The organism is Kitasatospora sp. NPDC058170, assembly GCF_042883905.1.
Taxonomy (GTDB): Bacteria; Actinomycetota; Actinomycetes; order Streptomycetales; family Streptomycetaceae; genus Kitasatospora.
Window position 1 is genome coordinate 128,047 of sequence record NZ_JBHVUV010000021.1, and the last position, 23,691, is coordinate 151,737.

Below are 23,691 nucleotides of genomic sequence, written 5' to 3' on the forward strand. Positions count from 1 at the left end.
CGGGAGCCCCCGGAAGAGGTGAACGCCGGGGCCGGGCGCGTCACAGCCGGGCGGTGACCGTCTTCGGGCGCTGGTACTCCTGGAGGGCGAGGGCGGAGAGGTCGGTGCCGTGGCCGGAGGCACCGCGGCCGCTGTGCGGGAGTTCGGCGCTCTGCGCGAGGTGGCAGTTGAGCCAGGTCTCGCCGGCGTCCAGGCGGGCGGTGAGATCGAGGCCGGTGCTGAGGTCGCTGGTCCAGACGCTGGCGGCCAGGGCCTGCGGCACGCCGTTGGCCAGGGCGAGCGCGTCGTCGAGGCCGGCGGCGCGCTGGACGGTCAGGACCGGCCCGAAGACCTCCTCCAGGACGGTCGGGTCGTCGTCCGGCAGGTCGGCGAGCAGCCGGGCCGGGCGCCAGAGGCCGTCGCTGCGGCCGGGGGCGGCGACGGAGCGCTTCGCGGCGGAGGCGGCGACCAGCCGGTCGTAGCGGGCCGCCTGGTCGGGGTTGTTGAGCGGGCCGAAGTCGCGGCCGGCCCGGCGCTCGGCCAGGGCGGCGGTGAGCCCGGCGACGGCCTGCTCGTAGTTCTCGGCCAGCGTGATCACCCGGGCGGGTGCCGCACAGCTCTGGCCGGCGTTGTAGGTGCAGGCCGCGGCAAGGGCGGTCCAGGTGTGGGCGGGGGCGTCGGGCAGGACCAGCACGGGGCTGTTCCCGCCCAGTTCCAGGCTGACCCGGCGGTGGCCGGCCCGGGCGGCGATGTCGGCGCCGGCGGCCGCGCTGCCGGTGAAGGCGACCATGTCGACGCCGCTCGCGACCAGCAGCCGGCCGGTCTCCCGGTCGCCCAAGAGTGCGCCGAGCACGCCTTCGCCGAGCGTCTGCGCCGCGTGCTCGGCGAGCAGGGCGACCGAGTCGGGGGTGGTCTCGGCGGGCTTGACGACCACCGTGTTGCCCGCGGCCAGGGCGGGGGCGCAGCGCCAGGCGGCCATCAGCAGCGGGTAGTTCCACGGGACGATCGCCCCGACCACGCCGATCGGCTCCCAGCGCACCCAGCTCTCGTGGCCCGGGAGGTACCGCCCGGCGGCGGGCGCGCTGCCGGTGCGGGCGGCGCCCGCGTAGAACCGGAACAGGTCGGCGACCTCGCGGACCTCGCCGAGCGCCTCGGCCTCCGGCTTGCCGGTACCGGCCTGTTCCAGCGCGGCGTACCGGTCGAGGTGCTGCTCGACGAGGTCGGCGAGCGCGTCCAGGCGCCGCTCCCGCTCGCGCGGGGTGAGCGCGCGCCAGGGCGCGGTGGCGGCCCGGGCGGCGGCGACGGCCTCGGCGACGCGCGGGGCGCGGGCCGCCTCCAGGGCGCCGCGGGCGGCGCCGGTCCGGGGGTCGGTCAGCTCGACCAGGGCGGCGGGTTTGATCGAGCCAATCGAGCCAATCGAGCCGATCGAGCCGGTCAGGTCGGTCGGGGTGGTCGTGGTGGTCGGGTCCATGCTGGGCCTTCCGGGTAGCAGCTCACAGGTCGTAGGCCCGCAGCCAGAGTTCGAGGGTGAGGACCAGCCAGAGCTTGCCGCCCTGGCGGGGCAGCAGGGTGCCCTCACCGCGCATCCAGGTGCGGACGGTGTCCGGGCGGACCAGACCGCGCTCGCGGGCCTGCCGGCCGAGCAGCAGGTCCCCCGAGAGGTCGCGCAGCGGGCCGCGGAGCCACTGCTGGACGGGCACCCGCATGCCGCTCTTCGGGCGGTCGGTGACCGTCGCCGGGAGCAGGTCGCGGACGGCCTCCTTGAGCACCCACTTCTCCACCGTGCCGTTCAGCTTGAGCCGCGGCGGGGTGGCGAAGGCGTGGTCGATCACCTGGCGGTCGAACAGCGGCGAGCGGCCCTGGACCCCGCGGGAGGCGGTGAGCCGTTCGACCTTGGTGAGGATGTGGTGGGCGCCCTTGGTGCGCAGGTTGCAGTGCAGCAGCTGGTTCAGCAGCGCGTGCATCGGCCCGGGTTGCAGATAGGGGGCGACGAAGCGGCGCGGCAGCGGTTCGGCCTCCAGCATCCGCAGGGCGCCGGGGGTGAGCAGCCGGGGCAGGTCCTCGTAGCACTTGCGGTACGACCGCAGGTACGCCTCGGCCCGGACCTCGGGCGCCGGGTCGTCGCGGTGCATCTCGTGGACCAGCATCGGCAGGTTCTTCGGGCCGCCGAAGACCGGGTCGCCGCCCTCGCCGTTCAGCGAGACGCTCAGCCCGTCGCCGGCGACGGCCTCGGCGAGCATCAGGTTGGGGACGGTCAGCGGGTCGCCGACCGGGCTGTCCAGCAGGGCGACGGTGTCGGCGAGCCGGGCGGCGACCTCGGCGCCGGAGACGCTGAGCACCCGGTGCGCGGTCCCGCAGTGCTCGGCGACCAGGCCGGAGTAGCCGAGCTCGTTGGGGAGTTCGTCGCCGAAGCTGATCGAGTAGGTGTGCACGAGACGGTCGTGCAGACGGGCCGCGAGCGCGGTGACCAGCGAGCTGTCGACCCCGCCGGAGAGCAGCACCGCGACGTCCTCGCCGACCGGCAGCCGCCGGGCGGTGGCCTGCTCCAACAGGGTGCGCAGCTGCTGCGCGTACACCGCGGGTGGCACGTCGTCGGCCTGCGGGGGGAGCAGCTCGGCGGGCTCCCAGTACCGCTCCTCGCGGGTCGATCCGTCCGCCGAGAGCCGCAGGACCCGCCCGGGCAGCGCCTCCGAGACCCCGCGCAGCAGGGTCTCCTCGCCGGGCAGGTAGGCGAAGGTCAGGAAGGAGCGGACGGCGGCCAGGTTGACGCCGGTGCCGAGCGCGGGCCAGTGCCGCAGCGCGCGCAGTGAGGTCGACGCGGCCCAGCAGCCGTCGGCGCGGGCGTAGAAGACCGTCCGGGCGCCGACGTGGTCGCGGATCAGCACGAGGTCGGTGCCGTCCACCACGGCGAGCACGAACATGCCGTCGGCCTGCCGGACGCCGTCCGCGCCGAGCCGGCGCCACAGGCGCAGCAGCAGCTCGCCGTCGGGGCAGGCGGGCGGGGCGGGGGTGCCGGCGGCGATGAGGGCGGCGAGCAGTTCGGCGCGGTTGTGCAGGGTGACCTCGCCGACGGCGGTGATGCCGTCGATGGTGAACGGGCCTTCGGCGTAGCCGGGTTCGCCCGCGATCAGGGCGGCCTGGGCGCCGCTGTCGGGAGCCGTTCCGGCTGTCCTGGCCGTCCCGCCTGCTCCGGCGATCGCGGCGAGGTGGGCGCGGGCCCGGCCGGGGTCGGATCCGGTGCAGGCGCAGCAACGTGGCATGCTCAGTGGTGCCTTTCGATGGGGGTGCGTGCGCGGTGTGTCCGCGACTCCGCCCGGAGCAGCCTCGAACGGTTGGTGGCGTTCGGGGCGTTGGAGGCGTTCGAAGCCCGGACTCAGCCTCAGCCGAAGTCGTCGCCGTCCCAGCCGCTGTCGCCGGAGTCGTCCCAGTCGCCCGCGTAGTCCCCGTCCCCGTCGTCGTCGCTGAAGTCCCCGCCGTCCCCGCCACCCGAACTGCCCGAACCGCCGTCGCCACCGGAGGAGTTGGCCTGCTGCGCCTGGGCCTGCCGACGCAGCTCCTCCTCCTCGTCCGCGCTCAGGTCCAGGGGCGGGAACTGCGAGACGGCCACGGCGGTGGCGCCGGCCACGCCGAGGGCGCCGAGCACCACGCCGAGGCGGCCGCGGAAGGCGGTGCGGTTGACGGTGACCTGCTCGCCGCGGGCCCAGACGGTCCGGCCGTATCCGATGTCGCGTCCGTAGGCGACGGTGCCGTCGGCGTTGGTGCGCTTGATCAGGTCGGTGCCGAGGCGCTCGTCGGTGCCGACGCCCTCGCGGTTGTCGTGCCAGTGCACGAGGCCGCCGGCGACGCGCCGGCGCCACTCGCTGCGGCCGTCCTCGTAGCGGCGGTGCACGGTGCCGTCCGCGAGCAGTTCGTCGCTGTAGCCGATGTGCCGTGGCTGCGTCATCGAAGGAAGTCCTCAGGTGTGGGGTGAAGGCCTCAGGCCGTCGGCCAGGTCAGGAAGCCGGTCTCGCGCACGGTGCGGACCCGCCGGTGGAGCGGGGCCCGGCGGGGGCCGCCGGAGGCGCCCCGGACCTGGCGGATCACGGTGTGCAGCAGCCGGGCGGGGCCGACGGCGGCCAGCTCGATGGTGCGGCCGCTGCCGAGCCAGGCCCGCTCCGCTGCGCGCAGCCCGGCCGGCAGCGGGCCGGTGTACGGGTGCGGGCCGCGTCCGGCGGTCAGGTGCAGGGTGGTCGCGTGCCGGGGGACGAGGCCCATCGAACGGACCTTCAGCCCGGCCCCCTGGGTGCCGTAGGCCTCGCGCACCTGCTCGAAGCAGGCGAGTCCGGCGGGGCTGGCGTCGTGCAGGACGTGCACCAGCGCGTCACCCCGCGCCAGGGCGGCCACCAGCCTGGGGTCGAGCGGCAGTTCGTCGGCGGCGATCACCGGGCAGGCCGCTTCGAGGTGCAGGTCGTTGGCGATCAGCATCCGTGTGATGTCCCGGCTCTGGCAGACCAGCAGCCGGGGTACCCCGTAGTCGTAGAGGTCGCTCTCGGCCGCCGCCGCCCGCACCGCCGGCGCAGCGGGCGGCAGCGGGGGGAGCAGTCCCGGCAGCTCGCCGCGCCGCGTCTCCAGCGCCTCGGCGAACCGCGCGTGGCGGATCGGCGGCGCGAGTGTGTACGGGATCCGCCGGGGCCCGGCGTGCAGGGGTTGCAGGACCCGGCACAGCTCGTAGTACAACTGGCGCTCGGTGTACCGCAGATCGCCGGGCGCCCCGGCCCGGGCGGCGGCGACGGTCAGCGCGCCGCCGAGCAGCGGACGGCGGCGCGCTGCCGCTCCGCGCCGGGTCAGGCCCGGTCCGGACGGTATGCGCGGCGGCCGGGGCGGCAGCGGGGCGGTCATGCGGTGCCCTCCTCGGGCCAGGTGAGGAAGCCGACGGCGAGCGCGCGGCGGCGGGTCTCGGTGGGGTCCTCCGGCCGGCGCTGCTTCACGAGTGGGATCCGGGCCGGCGGCTCGGCGGCGCGCTCGACCGCGCGGACGGCGATCGCCAGCAGCCGCTTGGGCGGGAGCGCGGCCAGCGGGCTCCACCAGCCCTCGGCGTACCAGGCGAGTTCGCTCGGGCTGAGCCCGGGTACGGACCGCTCCAGGCGGATCTGGAGCTCCTCGGGGCGGGCCGGGTCGCGCAGGTGGACGAACCTGCTCTCGGCTGCCAGCACGGCGTGGGCCGGGAGGCCCGCGTCCACCACCCGGCGGCCGGACTGCTTCGCGCGGGCGTCGGCGACCAGCAGGCAGCCCTGCGGGGAGGCGTCGTGCAGGACCGCCACGGGCACGCCGTCCGGCACCGAGCGCAGGTCGGTGACGAGCAGCGCCCGGTGTTCCCGCGGGAAGCCGTTGGCCTGCAGGAACCGGGTGACCGTACGGTCCGGGCAGAGCAGCACGACCGCGGGAGAACCCACCGGGGACTCGGACTTGACCCGGTCGTCCTCCACCAGGCCCGCCGGGAGGCTGCCGTAGACCTCCTTCCAGCGCGTCACCAGCGTGCTGCGGAACGAGTCGGCGGCGCGCAGCGGTTGGCGCGGGCGGGGCGGTGCGGGCACGTCGGACAGGACCATCGCGCGGACCGCGAAGCCGATCAGCGCGACGCCCACCAGGGCGGCCGCCACCATCAGACCGCCGGGCAGGGCCATGGCGGCGATCAGCGCCCCGATGCCGAACACGGTCAGGCAGCCCGCGCCGCCCTTCGACCCGCGGAACTCCTGGGCCGGGCGCCCGCGGTGCTCCAGCGCCCAGCGCACCTGGTCGACCGTGCAGACCAGTCGGCCCTCGTCCGTCAGCCGGGTGGTCGTGCGCCGGATCCGCACATCGTGCAGCCCGGTCCCGTCCAGCTTGGGGTCGAGGGCGAACTTCTTGCGGCAGTTCGAGCAGGTGCGGCCGGTGCGTTCCCGCTGTCGCAGGTTCGACTGGCAGTGCGGGCAGATCATCGCGGTGTCTCCAGCGTGGCGGCGAAGCGGCGCAGCCGGGCGGCCAGCCGTTCTCTCGCGCTGACCGTACCCGCGCTCTGGTTCTGCTCCACTTCCCTGAGCGCGGCGGCCAGTTGGGCGTCCTCGCGGCGTTCGGCCTCGGCCGCGGTGATCGCGTAGTCCTCGTGGTCGATGCCGAACCCGGTGTTGGCGGCCAGGATGTTGAGCGGCCCGGAGCCCCGGTTGGCGAAGGAGTGCGGCATCAGCTCGGGGATGCGGATCAGCAGCCCGGGCGTCAGCGGCACGTCCACGACCCGGCGGCGCTCGGCGTCGTACAGCCCGCAGGAGGCGTGACCGAGACTGAGCACGAGGTGCTCGCCGCCGTGGGCGTGCGGGGTGAACGCACTGTGCGGGGCGACGATGCCGAGCTTGTAGGTGGCGTTGGACGGCCGCTCGGGCGAGGTCTTGGCGTCACCGACGAGGTAGTGCGCGAACTGGCCGTCGTCGATGAAGCGCAACAGCTCCTCGCCGGCCGGTCCGTGGGCCCCCTGCGGTCCCAACTCCCGGGCCCCGTCCCGGTCGGCGATCAGGACGTGGCCGTCCGGCCGCAACTGGTACAGGTCCACCCCGCCCGGCAGCTGCCTGGCGAGCCGTTCCAGCCCGCGCAGCCCGGATCGTACCGACATCGGCCACCCCACCCCCATGCTCAAGCGGCATCGCTTCCCCTGACGCCGATCGTGCCGCGGCCGGTTCCCGGCCCCGGGCAGCCGGTCGGCGCCCGGTAGCGGGGTGGATCCTACTCACACCGTGTGAACAGGGGGGCCGGTGGTGCCCCCGGGGCTGCGCACCCGAGGGCCCGTGGACTCGACAGCCTGCGGGTTCGGCCGCCCCGCAGGCTCAGGTCCCTTGGGCTCAGCGGTCGCGGGCGACCACGAACCCCGGCAGGGCGAGCAGGAACTCGCGCGCCTCGGCGGCCTCCTCGCCGGTGCCCTCGTCACCGGCGTTACCGGCGTCGCCCTCGCCGCCCTCCGGGCCGCCGCCCGGCACCGGTCCGCCGTCCTCCAGCACCGCCGTGATCTCGCGCTCGGCCGCGGTGACCAGCCCGGCGGCCGCCTCCTGGGCGCTCGTCACGCAGTCGTACGCCGTCATCCGGTCGAGCAGCCAGTGGACGTCCTCCTCCGCACCGGGCCCGCGCTGCGCCCGGGTGCGGCTGAGGTAGCGGACGACCCGGGCGCGCTCGGCGGGGGAGCACCGCTCCAGCAGGTGGATCAGCAGCAGGGTGCGCTTGCCCTCCCAGAGGTCCCCGGCGATCTCCTTGCCGTAGCCCTCCAGACTGCCGATCAGGTTCAGTACGTCGTCCTGGATCTGGTAGGCGGCGCCCAGGTACCAGCCGAACCGGTCGAGCCGCCGCTCGTGCCCCTGTCCCACGCCGCCGGCGACCAGCAGCCCGGCGCGGCAGGGGTAGAGGAAGGTGTACCAGGACGTCTTCTTCAGACACATCCGGTAGTAGTCGGCGGGTACCAGGTCGCAGGCGTTGTCGCGGATCCAGGCGATCTCCAGCGCCTGGCCCTCCAGCGACTGGCGGCACATCAGCTCGGTCTCCTCGAACAGCCGCCAGGCCAGCTCGCCGCCGAGCGCGCGCCGGTTGGCCATCAGCCGCCGCAGTCCGAGCAGGTTCGTCGCGTTGCCGACGTTCAGCGCGACCTCGACCCCGTACTCGGCGGACAGCGTCGGCCCGCCCCGGCGCAGCTCGCTGCCGTCCTGGATGTCGTCGTGGATCAGAAAGGCGTTGTGGAACAGTTCGACCGTCACGGCCGGGTTCATCGCCCGCCGGGGGTCGCCGCCGAACGCCTCGCAGGTGGCCAGGCAGAGCGCGGAGCGCAGCCCCTTGCACGGGCGGGCCGGGTAGTCCGAGGCCAGGTCGTACAGGTAGGGCGGGCTCTGCTCCGGGATGTGGCGCAGCAGTTCGGTGACGGTCCGCTCGCGGTAGCGGGCCAGCACCTGCTCGACCAGCGCCACCCCGCCGACGGCCTCCCGGCTCGTCGTCGTCACCCGTCCTGCCGGTCGTCGAAGGTGCTGCGCATGGCCCGGTTGGCGACGGCGGGCGCCAGGCTGCTCAGGTTGAGCAGCAGGTCGAGGACGTCGTGCGCGTTGGCCGCGATCCGCTGGGTGTGCTCGGAGGCCTCACCCGCGGCGTTGTCCATCACCCGGGCGGTGACGGCGTCGATCAGCTGATGGGTGTTCTCCGAGACCCGGCGCACCAGTCGGTCGAATTCCTGCTGGTCCACCTGGTGTTCGCTGGTCAGCCGCTCGCCGGCGGCCTTGGCGTCGGTGAGGCCGGCGGACAGTTCGCTCTCCAGCACGGCGGCCGCCTCCATGACCGCCCGCGAGCCCTGCTCGCCCAACTCGCTGAAACGACCGGCATCGGGCATCGCTTGTCCTCCTGGTTCGAACCCCCGGGGCGGACCGGGGCGGGCCGGGCCGGCGGTCCGTCGGGGCGCCGCCTCGATCGCAGATGGTACACGCCCGTGTGCGCTGCGTGGCGGCGCTCCCGTCGGCGTTTGGCCCTGTCGGTCCCGGGGGCGGGTGTCGACTCCCTCGTTCGGGTGGGTGTCCGCCCCGGCCGGAGCCCGCCGGGGCCCGCGCGGGCGCCCTCGCTTCCGGCGCGTCGGCGCCGGGCCGCCCGCCCGTCACTGGTAGTAGTTACCTGGTTTCGGTGCGATGTGTCCCCTGCGTTCTGCGGGCGGGGTGTCGGCCGACCGCCGTCAAGCCCGGGTCGCTGCGGCAGTGCTGCTCGCCCCGGCGCCTTCTCTACCGGACAAGGGACATGGTCATGGGTGGCAGACAGCGTCCGCCGAGAGCGCGGAGCCCTCGGCCGGGCAAGGGCGCCGGAGAGGGTGCCCGGGCCCGGGCGGACTCGAAGGACTCGAAGGCCGCGAAGGTCTCGAAGGTGGAGATCGCGCGCCTGGAGGGGTATCTGGCCTGGGAGGCGGAGGTGGCGGCGGCCGAACGGGACGCCCGGTCCTTCGCCGCCCAGTTCCCCTGGCTCTCGCCCGGCGAGCGGGAGAACCTCGAACAGGCCTACGCCGCGGACCGGTTGCGCTACGCCGAGGACGTCGTCGACCGGGCGGTGGAGCGCTGCCGCCAGCTGGCGGCCCGCTACCGCAGCGAGTGCCGGCGGATCTGTGCCCGCTGGGCGGCCGTCTGCCTCTCGGTGGCGATCGCGACGGCCCTGCTCGCGGTGATCCCCGCCGTCCTGCACGGCTGATCCGGAACGGTCGGACCGGGGACGGGCCGGACCGGGAGGGCCGGAACCTGGAACGGTCCGGTCCGGTCCGGTCCGGGACGGCGACGGGGCCCGCCACGCGCTCGACGGCGTGGCGGGCCCCGTCGTGCGGGCGCCGCGGATCAGTGGTGGCCGTGGCCGCTGGTGATCTCGTGGTGCTCCTCGGCGGTGGGCTTGGCGATCTGGCTGCCCTCGCCGAAGAAGCCCCGGGAGAGCTTCACCCGGGTGCGGGTGAGGATGCCGGCCTTGCGGGCCACCCCGTTCTCGTCGACCTCGGCGGGCAGCTCGGCGGGCTGCGGCTGGTCGTGGTTGGTGAGGGTGTGCAGGCGGCCCTGCGGGAGCGGGGCGTGCACCTCGATGAACTCGCCGTGCTGGAGCCGCTTGATCACGCCGGTCTCCCGGCCGTGCAGCACCTTCTCCTTGTCGCGCCGCTGCAGGCCCAGGCACCAGCGCTTGGTGACCACGAAGGTCACCAGCGGCACCACGAAGAAGCCGATCCGCACCGCGTAGGTGATCGCGTCGATCGACAGGCGGAAGTGGGTGGCGATCAGGTCGTTGCCGCCACCGGCCAGCAGGACCAGGTAGAGGCTGACCCAGGCCGCGCCGAAGGCGGTGCGGACGGGGGCGTTGCGCGGGCGGTCCGCGATGTGGTGCTCGCGCTTGTCGCCGGTGACCCAGGCCTCGAGGAACGGCCAGGACCAGATGGCGGCCAGCACCATCGGGAAGACCATCAGCGGGATGAACACGCCCAGGTTGAGGGTGTGGCCGCCCCAGACGCTGACCTCCCAGCCCGGCATGACGCGGATCAGGCCCTCGGAGTAGCCCATGTACCAGTCGGGCTGGGCGTCCGTGGACACCTGGTCGGGCCGGTAGGGGCCGTACAGCCAGATCGGGTTGACGGTGGCGATCGCCGCCATCGCGGAGACGACCCCGAACACCAGGAAGAAGAAGCCGCCCGCCTTGGCCATGTAGACCGGCATCAGCGGCATGCCGACCACGTTGTCCCGGGTGCGGCCGGGTCCGGCGAACTGGGTGTGCTTGTGGTAGAAGACCAGGATCAGGTGCGCCACCAGCAGGCCCAGCATGATCCCGGGGATCAGCAGGATGTGCACGGTGAACAGCCGCGGCACGATCACCACGCCGGGGAACTGCCCGCCGAAGATGAACATCTGCAGGTAGGTTCCGACGATCGGGACGGCCAGCACCGCGCCCTCCATGAACCGGATGCCGGTGCCGGAGAGCAGGTCGTCGGGCAGCGAGTAGCCCATGAAGCCGTCGAACATCCCGAGGAACAGCAGCAGCGCGCCGAACATCCAGTTGATCTCGCGCGGCTTGCGGAACGCGCCGGTGAAGAACACCCGCATCATGTGCACGAGCATCGCGGCGACGAACACGATCGCCGCCCAGTGGTGGATCTGCCGGATCAGCAGGCCGCCGCGGATCTCGAAGCTGATGTCGACCGTCGAGGCGTAGGCCTGCGACATCTGGATGCCCTTGAGCGGGATGTACGAGCCCTCGTAGATGACCTCGCCCATGCTGGGGATGAAGAAGAGGGTGAGCCACACGCCCGTCAGGATGATGATGACGAACGTGTAGAGGCAGATCTCGCCCAGCATGAAGGACCAGTGGTCCGGAAAGATCTTGCGGAGGTTGGACCTGGACAGGGCGTAGATGCCCAGTCGGCCGTCGGCCCAGTCGGCGAGGGCCTCGGCCTTGTTGGCGGGCGCCGCGCGCGTGCTGGTGACCGGTCCCGGGCGCGACTGCTGCTGGGCTCTCACGACAGGCTCCCCGGCGTCCGCTGCGTGCCGTCCCGGAGTTCCGCCTGCGGATCTTCCGGCCGGTCGAGTGTTGTGATCATGGGACCTCTCGATAACGGGGCCGCCGGGATCACCGGCGCGCGGATCCGCCGACCCGCTGGCCCCGTTGCTCATAGTGATGGAGCGCTTACTCTGTCATGCTGTCGGCAGGGGGCCGCCTGTGCACGTCCATCGGCCCGTCCGGCCGGTCGTGTCGGCCCTGACGGGGGTGGGTTTCACCCGTCGGCCGCCGCTCGCGGGTGCGCGTCCGCGCTGCTCTGACGGCCTGCAACCGGGCGGTGAATCGTTTCCGCTCCTGCGGTCGGTAGCGGCCGATCGGGGCCGTCGGCCGCGACCGGACACGCCCGCCCGGCCGGTCCACCGGGACGGTGAGCCACAGGCGGTACCGGCGGGCGCGGCGTTGACGCGCGGCGCCCCCGGTCGGACGGGCACCCGGTTCTCCCGGCCCCGGTCCTCCCGGCACCCGCGGTAGTGCCGCGACCCCGTACCGGAGTGGCAGGGCGCCCGGCGCAGGTGACCTGGTCGCCGGCCGGGCACCGGGCCGACTGAATCCCGACGGGCGGACCTATGGTGGAGGGAAACGGCAGGCGCGGGCGGGAGGAGTCGAGCCCATGAAGCGTCCGAAGCCGAAACGGAACGTCGACGAGGTCGAGCCGGGCGACCTGGCGGTGGAGGTACGGTCCTGGGCACACGGCACCGTGCTCAGCCTGCGCGGAGAGCTCGACCTGGACACCGCCGACACCCTGCGGGACGCCCTCGATGCTGCTTTGCGACCGGTCGGGACCGTCGTGGTGATCGACTTCGGCGACCTGGAGTTCTGCGACTCCAGCGGCCTCAACGTGCTGTTGCGTGCACGTGCCCGGGCCGGTGCCGAGGGCAGCCGCATCGAGCTGGCCCGCCCCCGGCCCATGGTGCTGCGGATTCTGGAGCTCACCGGCGCCGCGCACGCTTTCCCGATCAGGGAGGGGGTGCCCTGAAGAGCCGGTGGAGCGAGCGCTGTCGGCAGGGCGGTCGGCAGGTCCGCGCCGGTCCTGCGCGGTGGGCCCGGCGCGGTGGGTGCGGGCCGGCGGTCCTGCCGGGAAACCCGTGCGAGGGTGGCCCCGACCGCCGCCGTGCCCCGGCCGAGGCACCCGGAACGGGAACGGGGAGGACCCTGGAACTGGAAGTGGCCTGCCGACGGTACGGGCCTGTCGGCGATACCGGCCTGCCGACCCGGATGATCCGCTAGCGTGGTCCGTCATGCGGACCCTTGACCCCTCCCGTACGGCGCTCGTACTGGTCGACCTGATGGACCGGATCGTCGCCGCACCGCTCGCCCCGCGCCCCGGCGCCGACGTTCTGGAGGCCTCGCTCGCGCTCGCGGGGGCCTTCCGGGAGGCGGGTGCGCCCGTCGTCGCGATCCGCGTCGAGCGGCCCGGCGTCGCCGAGCAGCCGCCCGGCAGTGACCTCGTCGCCGAGGTGGCCGCGGCGGCCGACGCCGTGGTGGTGAAGCGCACCATCGGGGGGTTCCACGGCACGGGGCTGGACGAACTGCTGCGGGTGCGCGGGGTGGACACCCTGGTGCTGGCGGGCATCGCGACCAACCTCGGTGTGGAGTCGACCGCCCGGGCGGCCTCCGACCTCGGATACGAGCTGCTATTCGTGGAGGACGCGATGACCGCGCTCACGGCGGAGGAGCACCGCGCGGCCGTCGCCCTGAACCTGCCGCGCTTCGGAGAGGTGGTCGACCGGGTATCCGTCCGGCTGGACTGAGGCGCCCTCAGTCGCGCCAGGCCCTTGGTCGAGCTACCACCTGATGGCAGGGCGGCCATCAGAGGGCGTGGAGCGTGGGACGGGGAGGAGCTGGGCCGGAGGCGCCGGGCGGGGCCGGGTCGGGAGGCGCAGGGCTGGGCTGGCCGGCCTGTGGCCTGCCTGGTTCCTGCTGCGCCCGCCGCCCGGTGTCCCGCCCTGTCGCGGGCTCAGGCCATCCAGAAGAACACTGCGGTCATCCGCCGCTCCTCCAGCGCGGTTCCGTAGTACGTGGTCGCGCTGTGGATGAGGTTGGCGTGGTACAGCAGGAGGCGGTTGTAGCGGTTGGGGACGCGGACGTCCTCGGTGAAGGCGTCGCCCGGGACGTGGCGCGTGCCGAGGGCCTCGACCAGGTTGCTGTGCGGGGGGTTGACGATGTTGCCGCCGAGCCGGCCGCCGGGGAACTGCTGGCGGTAGAAGCTGGTGCCGGCCTCCTTCGGTGCGCCGGGGCTGAGGTAGAGGACGGCCGCGTAGCGGCACAGCGCGCGGGAGTCCGTGTGTGGGCGGGACTCGGACTCGCCGCCGCCGACCAGCTGGACGCAGTTGTGGTTGAGGGTGCCGCCGCCCGGTGTGCTCTGCACCCAGAGCCGGGGTGCCCCGGTGGCCTTGCGGACCAGGGCCTCGACGCGGGTCAGCTCGGCGGGCTCCAGTCCGGGCATGGTGCGCAGGCCCGGCCAGCTCTCGGGGCGGTACGGGTAGCCCTCGGTCCAGTCGCCGCGGTCCAGGCAGCGGGCCCGGACGGCGTCCGGGTCGGGCAGTACGTCGTCCAGGACCCAGTAGTCCCGGCCGGGCGTGGGTTTGCGGTAGGGCAGGACCGGGAGTGTCATGCGCCTGATGGGCTGTTGGGGCATGCGCCGACCATAGGGTTAGCCCTCGCCAACGTTCTGCCGTGAGCAGGTCAACCTTTCGTCAAGTGCGGCATCGGCGGCGGTGGCGACGGCGGTAGTGGTGGGATCGCGGGCAGGAGCCGAGGTCGGGGGCGCCCTACTCGACCGGCCGGATGGCGTATCCGCCGAGCGCGCTCTCCAGTTGGTCGAACGCGCGGACGGCGGCCGGGCGGATGGCGTCCGTTATCGTCTCGGGCTCCTCCCCGGCCAGGATGCGGCGGAACACCTCGGCGAAGAGCGTCCGGTGGATCGCGGCGAGCAGCCCGGCGGCGAGGCGTGCGGTGAGATCGCCGGCCGGGGCGTTGGTCGCCTCGGCGAGGGCGGCGCCGAGCGCCTCCTCGCTCTGCTCGTGGAGCTCGCGGAGCCGGGCGAGCAGGGCCGGGCTCCCGGTGACGGTGCGGGCGAAGGACGGCCCGGAGAACCCGAGGGCGGGGTCGTGCCGGTCGATCGCGGCGAGGCACTCCCGGCGCAGCGAGGCGAGCGCGGACTCGCCGGGTGCGCGCCCGGCGACCGTTCGGGCCGGACGGGCGACGAGCTCCTCGTGCAGGTCGAGGACCAGGTCCTCCTTGCGCGGGAAGTGGTTGGTGACGGTCATCTTGGCCACGCCGGCGGCCGTCGCGACCTCGGCGATCGTCGTCCGGTCGAAGCCCCGCTCGATGAAGAGCCTGGTTGCGGCGTGCGAGATCGCCTCGCGGGTGCGGCGCTTGTTGAGCTCGCGCAGGTTCGGGGTGCCCTCGGTCATGGGGGAAGCCTAGCGCAGACTTTCTGGGTCGAGCACAGTAATTATGCTTGACCCAACCAGTGGGTCGGTCCTAAGTTCTGTCCTGCGGCCGGAGCGGCCGCGCAGGACGACCCCTGGGAGGGGCCATGACCGCATCGGTCACCACCGCCGACGACAAGCCCCTGCTGCGCCTGCTCGGCGTGCACGCCCACCCCGACGACGAGTCAGGCGAGGGCCCGGCCTCACGCGCCCACCACGTCGCGAAGGGGGTCGGCGTGTTGGTCGCCCGAGGGAGACCGTCCCTCCCCGGGACGGACCTGGTCGGCGGCCCGAGCCCGGGGGAGGAGCCGTGAGGATCGTGTGGCAGCACCTCAGCGGTCGTGCTCCGGTGCGGTGTGGCTCAGCACTGTCCGTCGGCGAGGACGAAGTAGCCGGGTCCGGTCTGCTTCAGGGTGTGGACGGTGAGGAGGTTCCACAGCCCCATGGCCTGCCCGGAGCCGAGCGCGTAGGTCAGGCCGACACTCTGCGTCGCCCGACCGGCCTTCACCTGGTTGTAGTTGTTGTCGGTGAAGCACTGCGGCGTGCTGCCGCCGGTGCTCGCCGTCACCGTCGCCGACCTGGCGCCCACGGTTCCTGCCGAGTCGACCGCCGCCACGGTGTACGCGTACGTGGTCCCGGCGGCCAGCCCGGTGTCGGTGAAGGCGGTTCCCGTGACGCCGGCGAGCCTGGTGCCGCCCCGGTACACCTCGTACGAGGAGGATCCGGTGACGGGCTGCCAGGCGAGCGCGATCGAGTCCGCGGCGGCCGTCGCGGTCAGCCCTGTGGGCGCGGGCAGCCCGGGCGCCGGGGGCAGGCCGTCGTCCAGCCCCCAGAACTGCGCGGTGTAGTAGCTGGAGCAGACCGTGTTGAGGAAGTAGCTGCCGGTCGCCCCGCACTGGTCGGTGCCCGAGCCGGGGCTGACGGCGAGTCCGTGGCCCATCCCGGCGATCGAGTACAGCGCCACGGCGGGCCGGCCCCCGGCGTCGTTGTAGACGGTCTGGGTGGTTCCGCCCGGCAGGCTGTGGCTGGCGGAGGCGGTCTGGCTGACACCCCAGACGTTCGTCCACTGGTCGCGCAGCTCGGTGGCGTTGACGGGCCTCACCGTGGTGTCGGCGCTGCCCTGCCAGATCGCCACTCGCGGCCACGGCCCGGTCCAACCCGGGTACGCCCTGCGGACCTTGTCACCCCACTGGGCCGGGGTGAGGTGCTGGTCGCTGTTCTGGCAGCCGGAGGCGGCGCTCTGGGCGGTCGCGCAGTGCGCGGGCAGTCCGGAGTCGATCGCGCCGCCGGCGAAGACGTCCGGGTAGTCGGCCAGCAGGTCGGCGGCCATCCCGCCGCCCGCCGAGAGGCCGGTGACGAACACCCGGCGGCCGTCCGAGCCGTACAGCGTCTCGGCCTTGGCCACCATCTCGACCACCGACTTCGCCTCGCCCGTTCCCCGGCCGTCCTTGTTCGCGTCGAACCAGCTGAAGCAGGAGAGGCTGTTGTTGGCCGAACCGGTCTGCGGGAACACCACGGCGAAGCCGTACAGGTCGGCGTACTTGGTCCAGCCGGAGTTGCGGTAGTAGTCGCCGGCGCTCTGGATGCAGCCGTGCAGGGCGACCACGAGCGGTGCGCCCGAGGGGAGGCCCGCCGGGACGTACGAGTACATCGCCAGGTTACCCGGGTTGGTACCGAAGTCGGTGACCTGCTGGAACGTCCCGCTCAGGCTGTCGGCGGCAGGTGTGGCAGCCACGGCGGGGGCGGCAGGTGCAGTGGGTACAGCGGCTGCGGCGGGCCAGACCGCCGTGGTGGGCGTGGCAGGCGTGCTGGGCGCGGCGGACGCGTGGAAGGCGGTGGTGCCGAAGGTCCCCGCCGTCAGCGCGGCGGCGGCAAGGCAGCGCGCGAGCCGCCCGGCACGACGGCGAACAACGGCACCGGAGGAGGGAGGGACGGGGCCGCCAGGGGCCGGGACACGAGCAGGCGGGACGACCATGGGGGACTCCTGGGTGGGGGAGGAGCTCGATGGGACGTCGTGCAGCGTGGCGCGTCCGGGCTGCCGGGGGTATGTGCCGGTCACCCGCCCTCCGGCGCTCCGCCGTGGCAGGGGCCGCCATGGCGCGGCCGCCAGCGCCGGTACGGGATCGGGACCTGATCGCCCGTCGCTCGGAAGGCGGGTTGGGCAGCCGGCCCCGGCCCCGGCCGCGTCGGCGACCGGGGCCCGGGGCCCTGGGCCCGGGGGAGAGCGTGGAGGCCGGTCAGAACGCGGAGGCGGCGAGCACTCCGCACAGCGCGATGAAGCCGCAGATGCCGAAGTTCACGAGCTTGTGGGAGAGGAACACCGCGGCGAACTCGCGGATCGTCGCGCTCGGCCAGTAGTACGCGGCGGTCGGGGAGCCGAACACCTGCCCGTTGACGCCCGTCTTGCGGGCCATCAGGGCAGCCCGGAAGGCATGGAAGTTGTTGGTGACGATGACGCAGCGGTAGTCCGGCTTGGCCTGCTCCATGATGACCTTGCTGAAGAGCAGGTTCTCCTCGGTGGTCCGCGAGCGGTCCTCGCGCTCGATGTGCTCCGCCGGAAACCCGTGCTCGACGAGGTAGTCGGCCATGGCGTGCGACTCCGGCAGCTTCTCGTCCGGCCCCTGGCCGCCCGAGGTGATCAGAACCGGCGGATTGCCGCGGGCGGCCTGCTTCTCGAACACGTCGCGGCCCCGGTTCAGCCGACTGGCCAGCAGCGGCGGCACCCGCTCGCCGCCGATCAGACCGGAGCCCAGGACCACCACGAAGTCCACGTCCCCGCGCGGCCGGTGCCGTCCGTAGAGGAAGGCGTAGCCGACGAAGCAGACGAAGAGGAAGGAGATGTATCCGACGACCAGGACGGCCGTGCCCGCGAGGGCGCCGAGCCGGTACGAGTGTGTGTACAGGGCCGCGACGAGCAGTCCGATCACACCGAGGATGCCCAGGCCCGCCAGCAGGGAGAGCAGGTTCGCCGGACGCAGGCCCTCCTTGCGGATCATGGTCAGCCCGTTGCTGATGAGGAAGCCGATCAGCGCCAGTGTGCCGACCGCGGGAAGCAGGATGATCGCGGCCGCCGCCAGCTCCGCCACCAGGGTCGGGGCCTTGCGCAGCTCGGCGAGCAGCGCAAGGGCGAGCAGGGAGACGGCTATACCGAGCAGGACGGCATTGCTGAACCGGCGGCGGTCGCGGAGCACCCCGATCCCGCACAGGACGAAGAACAGGGCTGCTGGGGCGTAGGCGATCATGTCCGTATCGTAGGGGCCCCGCTTCACCGCCCGGACGGGGTGTCAGACCGGGTCTCGGCCCGCTCGTCGGTCTGGTCGTCAGCCTGCGACCTCGGGCCTGAGAACTCGCGTCGGCGACCTCAGCTCCCGACCTCGGTCGCGCTCTTGCACCCGCCCCCCGACTGGCCGTCACTCTCCGACCGGTCTGAGCCCTTCGCCCGGTCCTCGCCCTGCTCCCGGGCCTCCCTGGCCTCTAGGGCCTCCCGGTCCTCCGAGGCCTCTCGCCCGGCAGTCCCGACCCGGCGTACCCCCGGAACCGCAGCGGTACCGGCGCAGGCCAGAGCCACCAGGACGGCGGTGAACACCAGCGGTGTCGTACTGCCCCAGGCCTCGGCGGCAAGCGGCGCGAGCGTGTAGCCGAGCGGTGCGGCGGCCAGCGAGAGCAGCCAGTCGTAGGAGGTGACCCGAGCCAGCACCTGGGCGGGGAACTCCTGCTGGACCACCGTCTGCCAGACCGGGTTGAGGAACCCGAGCCCGGTCATCGCTAGCGCGTACGCGGTGACCGTGATCGGTGCCGGGGCCGCGACGGCGAGGGCGAGCAGCGGCAGTGCGTACAGGGCCAGGCCCAGGTTGGCGAGCAGCACCGGTCGGCGCGGGCGGACCCGGCCGGCGATCAGCGAGCCGACCAGCATGCCGGCCGCGCCGGCCTGTGTCATGGCGATCCAGACGCCGTCCCCGCCCAGGCGCTGGGACGCGATCAGCGGGCCGAGCGTGAGCAGGACGGCCGCCGCGCCGTTCCAGGCGCCGTGACCGATGAGGCTGGTCCAGTACCAGTCGCGTGAGCGCAGTTCACTCCAGCCCTCGGTCAGGTCGGCGAAGAGCGAGGAGCGAGTGGCGGGGGAGCGGCGGACGGTGATGGTGGCCAGGAGCGCGGCGCTGACCACGAACGAGGCGCCGTCCAGGACGAACGCCCAGCCGGCGCCCGCCGTGTACACCAGCACACCGGCCAGTGCGGGGCCGCCGAGCCGTGCGGCGCTGCTGACGGAGCCCAGCAGTGCGTTGGCCCGCATTCGCATCGGGCCCTCGACGGTGCCTGCGACGAGTGGGGAGGCGGTGGGCATGGCGAAGGCGGAGGCGATGCCGCCCAGCGCCTCGGCGACGGCGATGTGGGTCAGACTCGGTTCCCCGCCGATCAGTTCGAGGCCGACGAAGATCTGGGCGGCGGCCCGGACCAGGTCGGTGGTCAGGGCGACCAGGCGGGGGTCGAAGCGGTCCCCGACCACGCCGCCCAGCGGTAGCAGCAGGAGCCGGGGCACCATGGCGCAGCCCAGTACCAGTGCGAGCGCCCCGGAGGAGCCGGTCGCTCTGGTGATCGCGATGGCGAGCGCGGCGGGGACGACGGCGTCTCCGAGGGTGGAGATGGTGCGGCCGATGAAGAGCAGCCGGAAGTCACGATGCCTCAGTGGGTGGGTCACGCCGGGACTATATTTCGGTGCCGAAATTTCGGCAACGAAATATTCGGTGCCGATCGATGACCCGTAGACTCATGTCATGGAGCAGGAGAACGCCGACCGAGCACCCGACCAGCCGCGCGATTGGACCGACGGCCATGTCGAGCGGTGGCGCCCCGTCCTCCCGCACCTCGACCCCGACATCGAGGGCGCCGTCACCCGGATGATCAAGCTCACCAGGCACCTGGGCCGTGTCCGGGAGCAGGGCGTGGCCGACTACGGCCTGCCGAAGCACGAGTTCGACACCCTCCACGTACTGGCCGGCCGCGGCGGCCACGCCGTCCCGTCCGAGCTACGGACCGACCTCAACATGGCGCCCGCCTCGGTGACCGGCCGTCTCGAAGCTCTGGAGCAGCGCGGGTTCGTCACCCGGACCCCCTCGACCGAGGATCGCCGCCGGGTCGACGTCGAGCTCACCGAGGCCGGCCGCAAGGCCTGGCGGTCGGCCCTGGACGTCGTCGGACGCGAGGAACGCCGCCTGCTGGGCGTCCTCGACCCCGCCGAACGCCGCCAGCTCTCCGACCTGCTGCGCCGCGTGCTCCTGGCCGCCGAGGCCCAGCCCGAGGCCCGGTCCGGGACGTCGGCGGACACCCCGGCTGGTCCCGGTCCCAGTTAGGACCTGCCCGGTCCGTCGCTGCCCGGTCGGCCCCGGACAACGAGGAGGTCGGTCGACGGCCCGGCCGACTTTCCCGGGACCGGCCAGGTCCTAGTGCCGCGTCAGGCAACCTTCGCCCCGTCGCGACGCCCGGCACGCACTCTCGCCGCACCGGCCGAAAGCCCAAGTACGTCCAGTACGAGGGCTTCCGGCCGGCACGCCGATAGCACGCGCCGGACGCCGCTCCTTGACGGGCAAAAGTTGCCTGACGCGGCACTAGTTCCAAGGTGCCACCGAGAGTCGGACCTGGGCGTGTCGGCCCAGGATGGGGGCGGCTGTTGCCGGGAGGGGGATGTGGCCGATCCAGGCGTCGGCGGCCGGGGCGTCGTCGGGGAGGGGGGTGCCTTCGGGATGGAGGTCCCTGATCGCGCCGGTGATCTCGGAGTTCCACCGGGCCCACGCGGCCGGGTGGGGGCCGGAGGTGTCCACGTCGACGATCAGGCTGTCGGAGAAGTCGGCGGTCTGCTCCAGATGGTCGCCGAAGCCGAACAGCCCGTGGTGCTCGTGCAGGGACAGTACCCGCAGGACGAGGGCGTACCGCAGCGGGCCGGCCTCGTCGGGTCGTGGCAGGGAGCTGGAGAGGAAGGTGGTCGCCAGCCGCACGCTCCCGTCCCCGTTGGCGTCTCCGTTCGCATCCCCGTTGGCGTCCCCGTCCGTGCCCGTGGCCGCGTACCGTCCCCCGTTGCGACGGCCGTTCCCGTTCCCGTCCCCGTTGCCGTTCCCATTGCCGATCCCGTTGCCCCCCGGCGGCTGCGACGGCAGCTGGATCGGGCACCAGTGCGGCGCCAGCCGCTCGTGCATCGTCACCGGCAGCCCGCGCACCGCGAGTCGGACCTCGGCCTGCCAGCTCACCTCGGGGTCGTCGGCCGGCAGGTCCAGGCCGACCAGGTCGGCACGGATCCGGAGGTCGCCGAAGAGGAAGCGGCGCAGGTTCTGGTAGCCCTCCTCGGAGTTGACGAGTCCGTAGCGGCCGCTGTGGCTGCGGTGGACGAAGGCCTGGTGGGCGCCCGGGACCTGGGCGTTCTCGATCTGGACCAGGCCGTCGCTGCGCGGTCCGACGGTCGCGGCGGAGAGTCCGTGGGCCACGTCGTAGTCGGTGGGGTCGGTGCCCACCAGGCAGAACACCCGTTCCAGCGGGAAGCTGCCGGCCGCCTCCTCGGCGGATCCGGTGCCGTCGTCGTCGGGCAGGTCGACGGCTCGCCAGCCCTTCGGCGGGCCGTCCGGGTCCAGGCGCGCCGTCGGGGTGAGGTACTGGTACATCCGCTCCGGGCCGAAGATGTCCGCGCCGTTGATGTTGAGCGTGTCGCGCAGCGCCTCGGGGATGCCGAAGCCGACGTCGAAGGTGATACCCCCGTGGGGGGTGCCGTAGGTGAAGAGCTTGGAGACGTAGTCGCCGGCCCGGCGGCCCGGGCGCCGGTCCGGGATGGTCTTCTGCAGCAGGCAGCGGCAGATCAGCCCGCCCATCGAGTGGGCGACCAGGTGGACGCGCGGTGCACCGGTCCGTTCCTGTAGCCGCTCGATCAGCACCAGCAGGTCGGCGGCCGCGGCCTCCAGGTCGAACTGCCGGGGCTTCGCCCCCCAGGTGCCCGAGGAGCCGTCGTAGAAGCGGTGGATCCAGATGCTGTCCGGAGGGATGTTGTCATGGGTCTCCAGGTAGGCGCCCTGGCCGCCTTCGACGAAGATGTGGTAGCCCTCGTCGAGGTGCAGGCGCAGTAACGGGCTTTCGAACTGGTAGAAGACGGGATCGTCGTCGCGTCCGATGCGGATGTGCGTCGAGCCCTCGTTGAACCCGTAGAACGGGTCCATCACGGCCTTCTCGATCCCCGAGGTGCCGCCGGCGTAGCCGCGCACATAGATGATCGGAAGCCTGGCGGACGGCGTGCTCATGGCCTGCCTGCCCTCTCGGCGGCCGGCACCGGCCGGCGCCGGCCGACCCGTTGAGGTGGAAGTTCTCCTCTCAGTGTCGGAGTGTGCGGCCGGAATGTCACCCCCCGTGAGCAAATTGTGGTCGAGCGATTACTGAGCGTGGCTTTCTGGTGCTGCGAACCGCTCGATCGCCGCGAAGACCGCCTCGCGCATGGCCGGGCTCCCGGTGTGCCCGGAGTCCTGGACGACCGTCAACTCGGCCTCCGGCCAGGCTTTCGCCAGATCCCAGGCGGTCTTCAGCGGGGAGCCGAGGTCGAGCCGGCCGTGGATCAGCACGCCCGGGATGCCGGCCAGCCGGTCGGCGTCGCGCAGCAGTCGGCCGTCCTCCAGGAAGGCGTCGTGGGTGAAGTAGTGCGCGGTGATCCGGGTGAAGGCCATCAGCGCGTCGTCGGGCCGGTCGGTGTACGCGTTCGGCTTGCCGAGCGACTCGTGGGCGATCACCGCGTCCTCCCAGGTCGCCCAGTCCCGTGCCGCCTTGGCCCGGACGGCCTCGTCGGCGCTGTTCAGCAGCCGGCTGTAGGCGGCGACCAGGTCGCCGTCCCGGTCCTCGGCGGGCAGTGCGTCCCGGAAGGCCTCCCACGGGCCGGGGACGAGTCGGCCGACGCCCCGGTACAGCCAGTCGGTCTCCTCGGGCCTGGTCATGGTGACCCCGCAGATCACGATCTCGGAGACCCGCTCCGGGTGGGCCTGTGCGTAGGCGAGGATCAGCGTGGACCCCCAGGACCCGCCGTACAGCAGCCACTGCTCGATGCCGAGGTGCTCGCGCAGCCGCTCCATGTCGGCGACGAGGTGGGCGGTGGTGTTGTGCTCCAGCCCGGTCGCCGGGTCGGCGGCGTGCGGCCGGCTCCGCCCGCACCCGCGCTGGTCGAACAGCACCAGGCGGTACCGGTCCGGGTCGAAGTACCTCCGGTTGCCGGCGTTCAGGCCGGAGCCCGGCCCGCCGTGCACCACCACGGCGGGCTTCCCGTCGGGGGCGCCGGAGACCTCCCAGTGGATCGCGTTGCCGTCGCCGACGTCCAGGAGTCCCTGCGCGGACGGTTCGGCGAGCGGGTACAGGTCGGGCACGGTGGCCACCTCCTGGTACGAACGGACGGGACGTCAGGCAGGCTACCCATCCCCTGCGGCGGCGTCGACCAGGGTTTCGGCCGGGAGTTCAGGGGCTCTTCCGGGCGGGCGCGTCGTCATTCGGGCGGGCCGCGTGGCGGCGCTCGGGCGGCAGCAGGCCCGCGAGCCCGTCGAGGATGCGTTCGAGGCCGAAGTCGAACCGGGCGTCCATCGCCGGCTCGGTGAGGTCGCCGGCCAGTGCCACCAGGTTGGGGAAGGTCTCGGGCGGCAGCGCGCGGAACCGCTCGCCGGCGGCCGCGGCGATCTCGCCGCGGCTGGTGCCGGTGGTCTCCTCGGCGGAGATGGGGGACTGCTCCTGGAGCACGAAGCCCTGGACGTAGGCGCCCAGCAGATAGGTCGTCATGGCCGCGTCGGCGTCGGAGAAGCCTGCCTCGCGCAGCCGGTCCAGCTGCTCCTCCATCAGGCGCAGCAGGTGGGGGCCCGGGGCGAGGCGGCCGGCGACCACCTTGGCGGCGTCGCGCCTGTCCAGCAGCAGGCGGCGGTAGCGGCGGCTGTACTCGCGGAACTGGCTGCGCCAGTCGCCCTCGCGCGGCGGTTCGACGGCGTGGGCCATGATCTCGTCGTTGAGCAGGTCGAGCAGCTCCTCCTTGTTGCGCACGTGCCAGTAGAGCGAGGCCGCCTTCACGCCCACCTCCGCGGCGACCTTGCGCATGGACAGGCCCGCCAGCCCGTCCCGTTCGAGCACGCGCAGGGCGGCCGTGGCGAGTGCCTCCCTGGTCAGGGGCGGCTGGGCCTGGCCCCGGTCGTCTGCTGCCATGGGTTTCCGCTCGCTTCCCGCGGCTCCGTGGAGCCGCCTCCCA

21 protein-coding genes and 1 pseudogene are annotated in these 23,691 nt (G+C 73.3%); 5 read left to right on the forward strand and 17 right to left on the reverse strand.

What is annotated here, in order from left to right:
- Window positions 1-40: 40 nt before the first annotated feature.
- From ACFVVX_RS23930 to ACFVVX_RS23965, 8 genes are all read right to left on the reverse strand, one after another.
- Window positions 41-1,450, reverse strand: a complete 1,410-nt coding sequence (locus ACFVVX_RS23930; RefSeq protein ID WP_387948631.1) for an aldehyde dehydrogenase family protein — start codon at window positions 1,448-1,450, stop codon at window positions 41-43.
- Between the two features lie 22 nt (window positions 1,451-1,472).
- Window positions 1,473-3,239: an asparagine synthetase B family protein gene (locus ACFVVX_RS23935; protein ID WP_387948632.1), complete on the reverse strand. Its 1,767-nt coding sequence runs from the start codon at window positions 3,237-3,239 to the stop codon at window positions 1,473-1,475.
- Between the two features lie 119 nt (window positions 3,240-3,358).
- Window positions 3,359-3,922, reverse strand: coding sequence for a hypothetical protein (locus ACFVVX_RS23940; protein ID WP_387948633.1), 564 nt, complete (start codon window positions 3,920-3,922; stop codon window positions 3,359-3,361).
- A gap of 32 nt (window positions 3,923-3,954) precedes the next feature.
- Window positions 3,955-4,857, reverse strand: a complete 903-nt coding sequence (locus tag ACFVVX_RS23945; protein WP_387948634.1) for a hypothetical protein — start codon at window positions 4,855-4,857, stop codon at window positions 3,955-3,957.
- Window positions 4,854-5,936 carry a hypothetical protein gene (locus ACFVVX_RS23950; RefSeq protein WP_387948635.1) on the reverse strand — a complete coding sequence of 361 codons (1,083 nt, stop codon included), beginning with the start codon at window positions 5,934-5,936 and terminating at the stop codon, window positions 4,854-4,856. Before ACFVVX_RS23950 ends, ACFVVX_RS23945 begins: the two co-directional genes overlap by 4 nt.
- On the reverse strand, window positions 5,933-6,601 hold the full coding sequence (locus ACFVVX_RS23955; RefSeq protein WP_387948636.1) for a cupin domain-containing protein: 669 nt from the start codon (window positions 6,599-6,601) through the stop codon (window positions 5,933-5,935). Before ACFVVX_RS23955 ends, ACFVVX_RS23950 begins: the two co-directional genes overlap by 4 nt.
- 226 nt (window positions 6,602-6,827) lie before the next feature.
- Entirely contained in the window at window positions 6,828-7,967 is a 1,140-nt protein-coding gene (locus ACFVVX_RS23960; protein WP_387948637.1) for a polyprenyl synthetase family protein, read from the reverse strand.
- Complete coding sequence (locus tag ACFVVX_RS23965) at window positions 7,964-8,347, reverse strand: hypothetical protein (protein WP_387948638.1); 384 nt, start codon at window positions 8,345-8,347, stop codon at window positions 7,964-7,966. The genes ACFVVX_RS23960 and ACFVVX_RS23965 overlap by 4 nt, the downstream gene beginning before the upstream one ends.
- 518 nt (window positions 8,348-8,865) lie before the next feature.
- On the opposite strand from ACFVVX_RS23965, the gene ACFVVX_RS23970 reads away from it, so the two are divergent.
- On the forward strand, window positions 8,866-9,183 hold the full coding sequence (locus ACFVVX_RS23970) for a cytochrome C oxidase subunit I (protein WP_387948639.1): 318 nt from the start codon (window positions 8,866-8,868) through the stop codon (window positions 9,181-9,183).
- Between the two features lie 140 nt (window positions 9,184-9,323).
- On the opposite strand, the gene ACFVVX_RS23975 is transcribed toward ACFVVX_RS23970, so the two are convergent.
- Window positions 9,324-10,979, reverse strand: a complete 1,656-nt coding sequence (locus tag ACFVVX_RS23975) for a cytochrome bc complex cytochrome b subunit (protein ID WP_387948640.1) — start codon at window positions 10,977-10,979, stop codon at window positions 9,324-9,326.
- Window positions 10,980-11,629: 650 nt separating this feature from the next.
- On the opposite strand from ACFVVX_RS23975, the gene ACFVVX_RS23980 reads away from it, so the two are divergent.
- Window positions 11,630-11,995, forward strand: a complete 366-nt coding sequence (locus ACFVVX_RS23980; protein ID WP_387948641.1) for an STAS domain-containing protein — start codon at window positions 11,630-11,632, stop codon at window positions 11,993-11,995.
- Window positions 11,996-12,257: 262 nt separating this feature from the next.
- A complete protein-coding gene (locus ACFVVX_RS23985) occupies window positions 12,258-12,770 on the forward strand; it encodes an isochorismatase family protein (protein WP_387948642.1) in 513 nt (170 codons plus the stop codon).
- Window positions 12,771-12,976: 206 nt separating this feature from the next.
- Here ACFVVX_RS23985 and ACFVVX_RS23990 read toward each other — a convergent pair whose 3' ends face one another.
- Both ACFVVX_RS23990 and ACFVVX_RS23995 read right to left on the reverse strand, forming a co-directional pair.
- Entirely contained in the window at window positions 12,977-13,657 is a 681-nt protein-coding gene (locus ACFVVX_RS23990) for a DUF6445 family protein (RefSeq protein ID WP_387948643.1), read from the reverse strand.
- Between the two features lie 133 nt (window positions 13,658-13,790).
- On the reverse strand, window positions 13,791-14,435 hold the full coding sequence (locus ACFVVX_RS23995; RefSeq protein ID WP_387948644.1) for a TetR/AcrR family transcriptional regulator: 645 nt from the start codon (window positions 14,433-14,435) through the stop codon (window positions 13,791-13,793).
- A gap of 125 nt (window positions 14,436-14,560) precedes the next feature.
- Between ACFVVX_RS23995 and ACFVVX_RS24000 the strand changes: the two are divergent.
- A pseudogene (locus ACFVVX_RS24000) lies at window positions 14,561-14,701 on the forward strand (mycothiol conjugate amidase Mca); the annotation flags it as partial.
- Window positions 14,702-14,814: 113 nt separating this feature from the next.
- Here the strand turns inward: ACFVVX_RS24000 and ACFVVX_RS24005 are convergent.
- The 3 genes from ACFVVX_RS24005 to ACFVVX_RS24015 form a co-directional block, all read right to left on the reverse strand.
- Window positions 14,815-16,188: a PHB depolymerase family esterase gene (locus tag ACFVVX_RS24005; protein WP_387948645.1), complete on the reverse strand. Its 1,374-nt coding sequence runs from the start codon at window positions 16,186-16,188 to the stop codon at window positions 14,815-14,817.
- A gap of 502 nt (window positions 16,189-16,690) precedes the next feature.
- Window positions 16,691-17,695: a YdcF family protein gene (locus ACFVVX_RS24010; RefSeq protein ID WP_387948646.1), complete on the reverse strand. Its 1,005-nt coding sequence runs from the start codon at window positions 17,693-17,695 to the stop codon at window positions 16,691-16,693.
- A gap of 119 nt (window positions 17,696-17,814) precedes the next feature.
- On the reverse strand, window positions 17,815-19,149 hold the full coding sequence (locus ACFVVX_RS24015; RefSeq protein ID WP_387948647.1) for an MFS transporter: 1,335 nt from the start codon (window positions 19,147-19,149) through the stop codon (window positions 17,815-17,817).
- 76 nt (window positions 19,150-19,225) lie between these two features.
- On the opposite strand from ACFVVX_RS24015, the gene ACFVVX_RS24020 reads away from it, so the two are divergent.
- Window positions 19,226-19,801, forward strand: a complete 576-nt coding sequence (locus tag ACFVVX_RS24020; protein ID WP_387948648.1) for a MarR family winged helix-turn-helix transcriptional regulator — start codon at window positions 19,226-19,228, stop codon at window positions 19,799-19,801.
- 255 nt (window positions 19,802-20,056) lie between these two features.
- Here the strand turns inward: ACFVVX_RS24020 and ACFVVX_RS24025 are convergent, their stop codons facing one another.
- The 3 genes from ACFVVX_RS24025 to ACFVVX_RS24035 all read right to left on the reverse strand — a co-directional run bounded on the left by ACFVVX_RS24025 (window position 20,057) and on the right by ACFVVX_RS24035 (window position 23,648).
- A complete protein-coding gene (locus ACFVVX_RS24025; protein WP_387948649.1) occupies window positions 20,057-21,727 on the reverse strand; it encodes a lipase family alpha/beta hydrolase in 1,671 nt (556 codons plus the stop codon).
- A 129-nt stretch (window positions 21,728-21,856) separates the two neighbouring features.
- Window positions 21,857-22,831: a prolyl aminopeptidase gene (gene pip, locus ACFVVX_RS24030; protein WP_387948650.1), complete on the reverse strand. Its 975-nt coding sequence runs from the start codon at window positions 22,829-22,831 to the stop codon at window positions 21,857-21,859.
- Between the two features lie 88 nt (window positions 22,832-22,919).
- Entirely contained in the window at window positions 22,920-23,648 is a 729-nt protein-coding gene (locus tag ACFVVX_RS24035; RefSeq protein WP_387948651.1) for a TetR/AcrR family transcriptional regulator C-terminal domain-containing protein, read from the reverse strand.
- Window positions 23,649-23,691 lie beyond the last annotated feature (43 nt).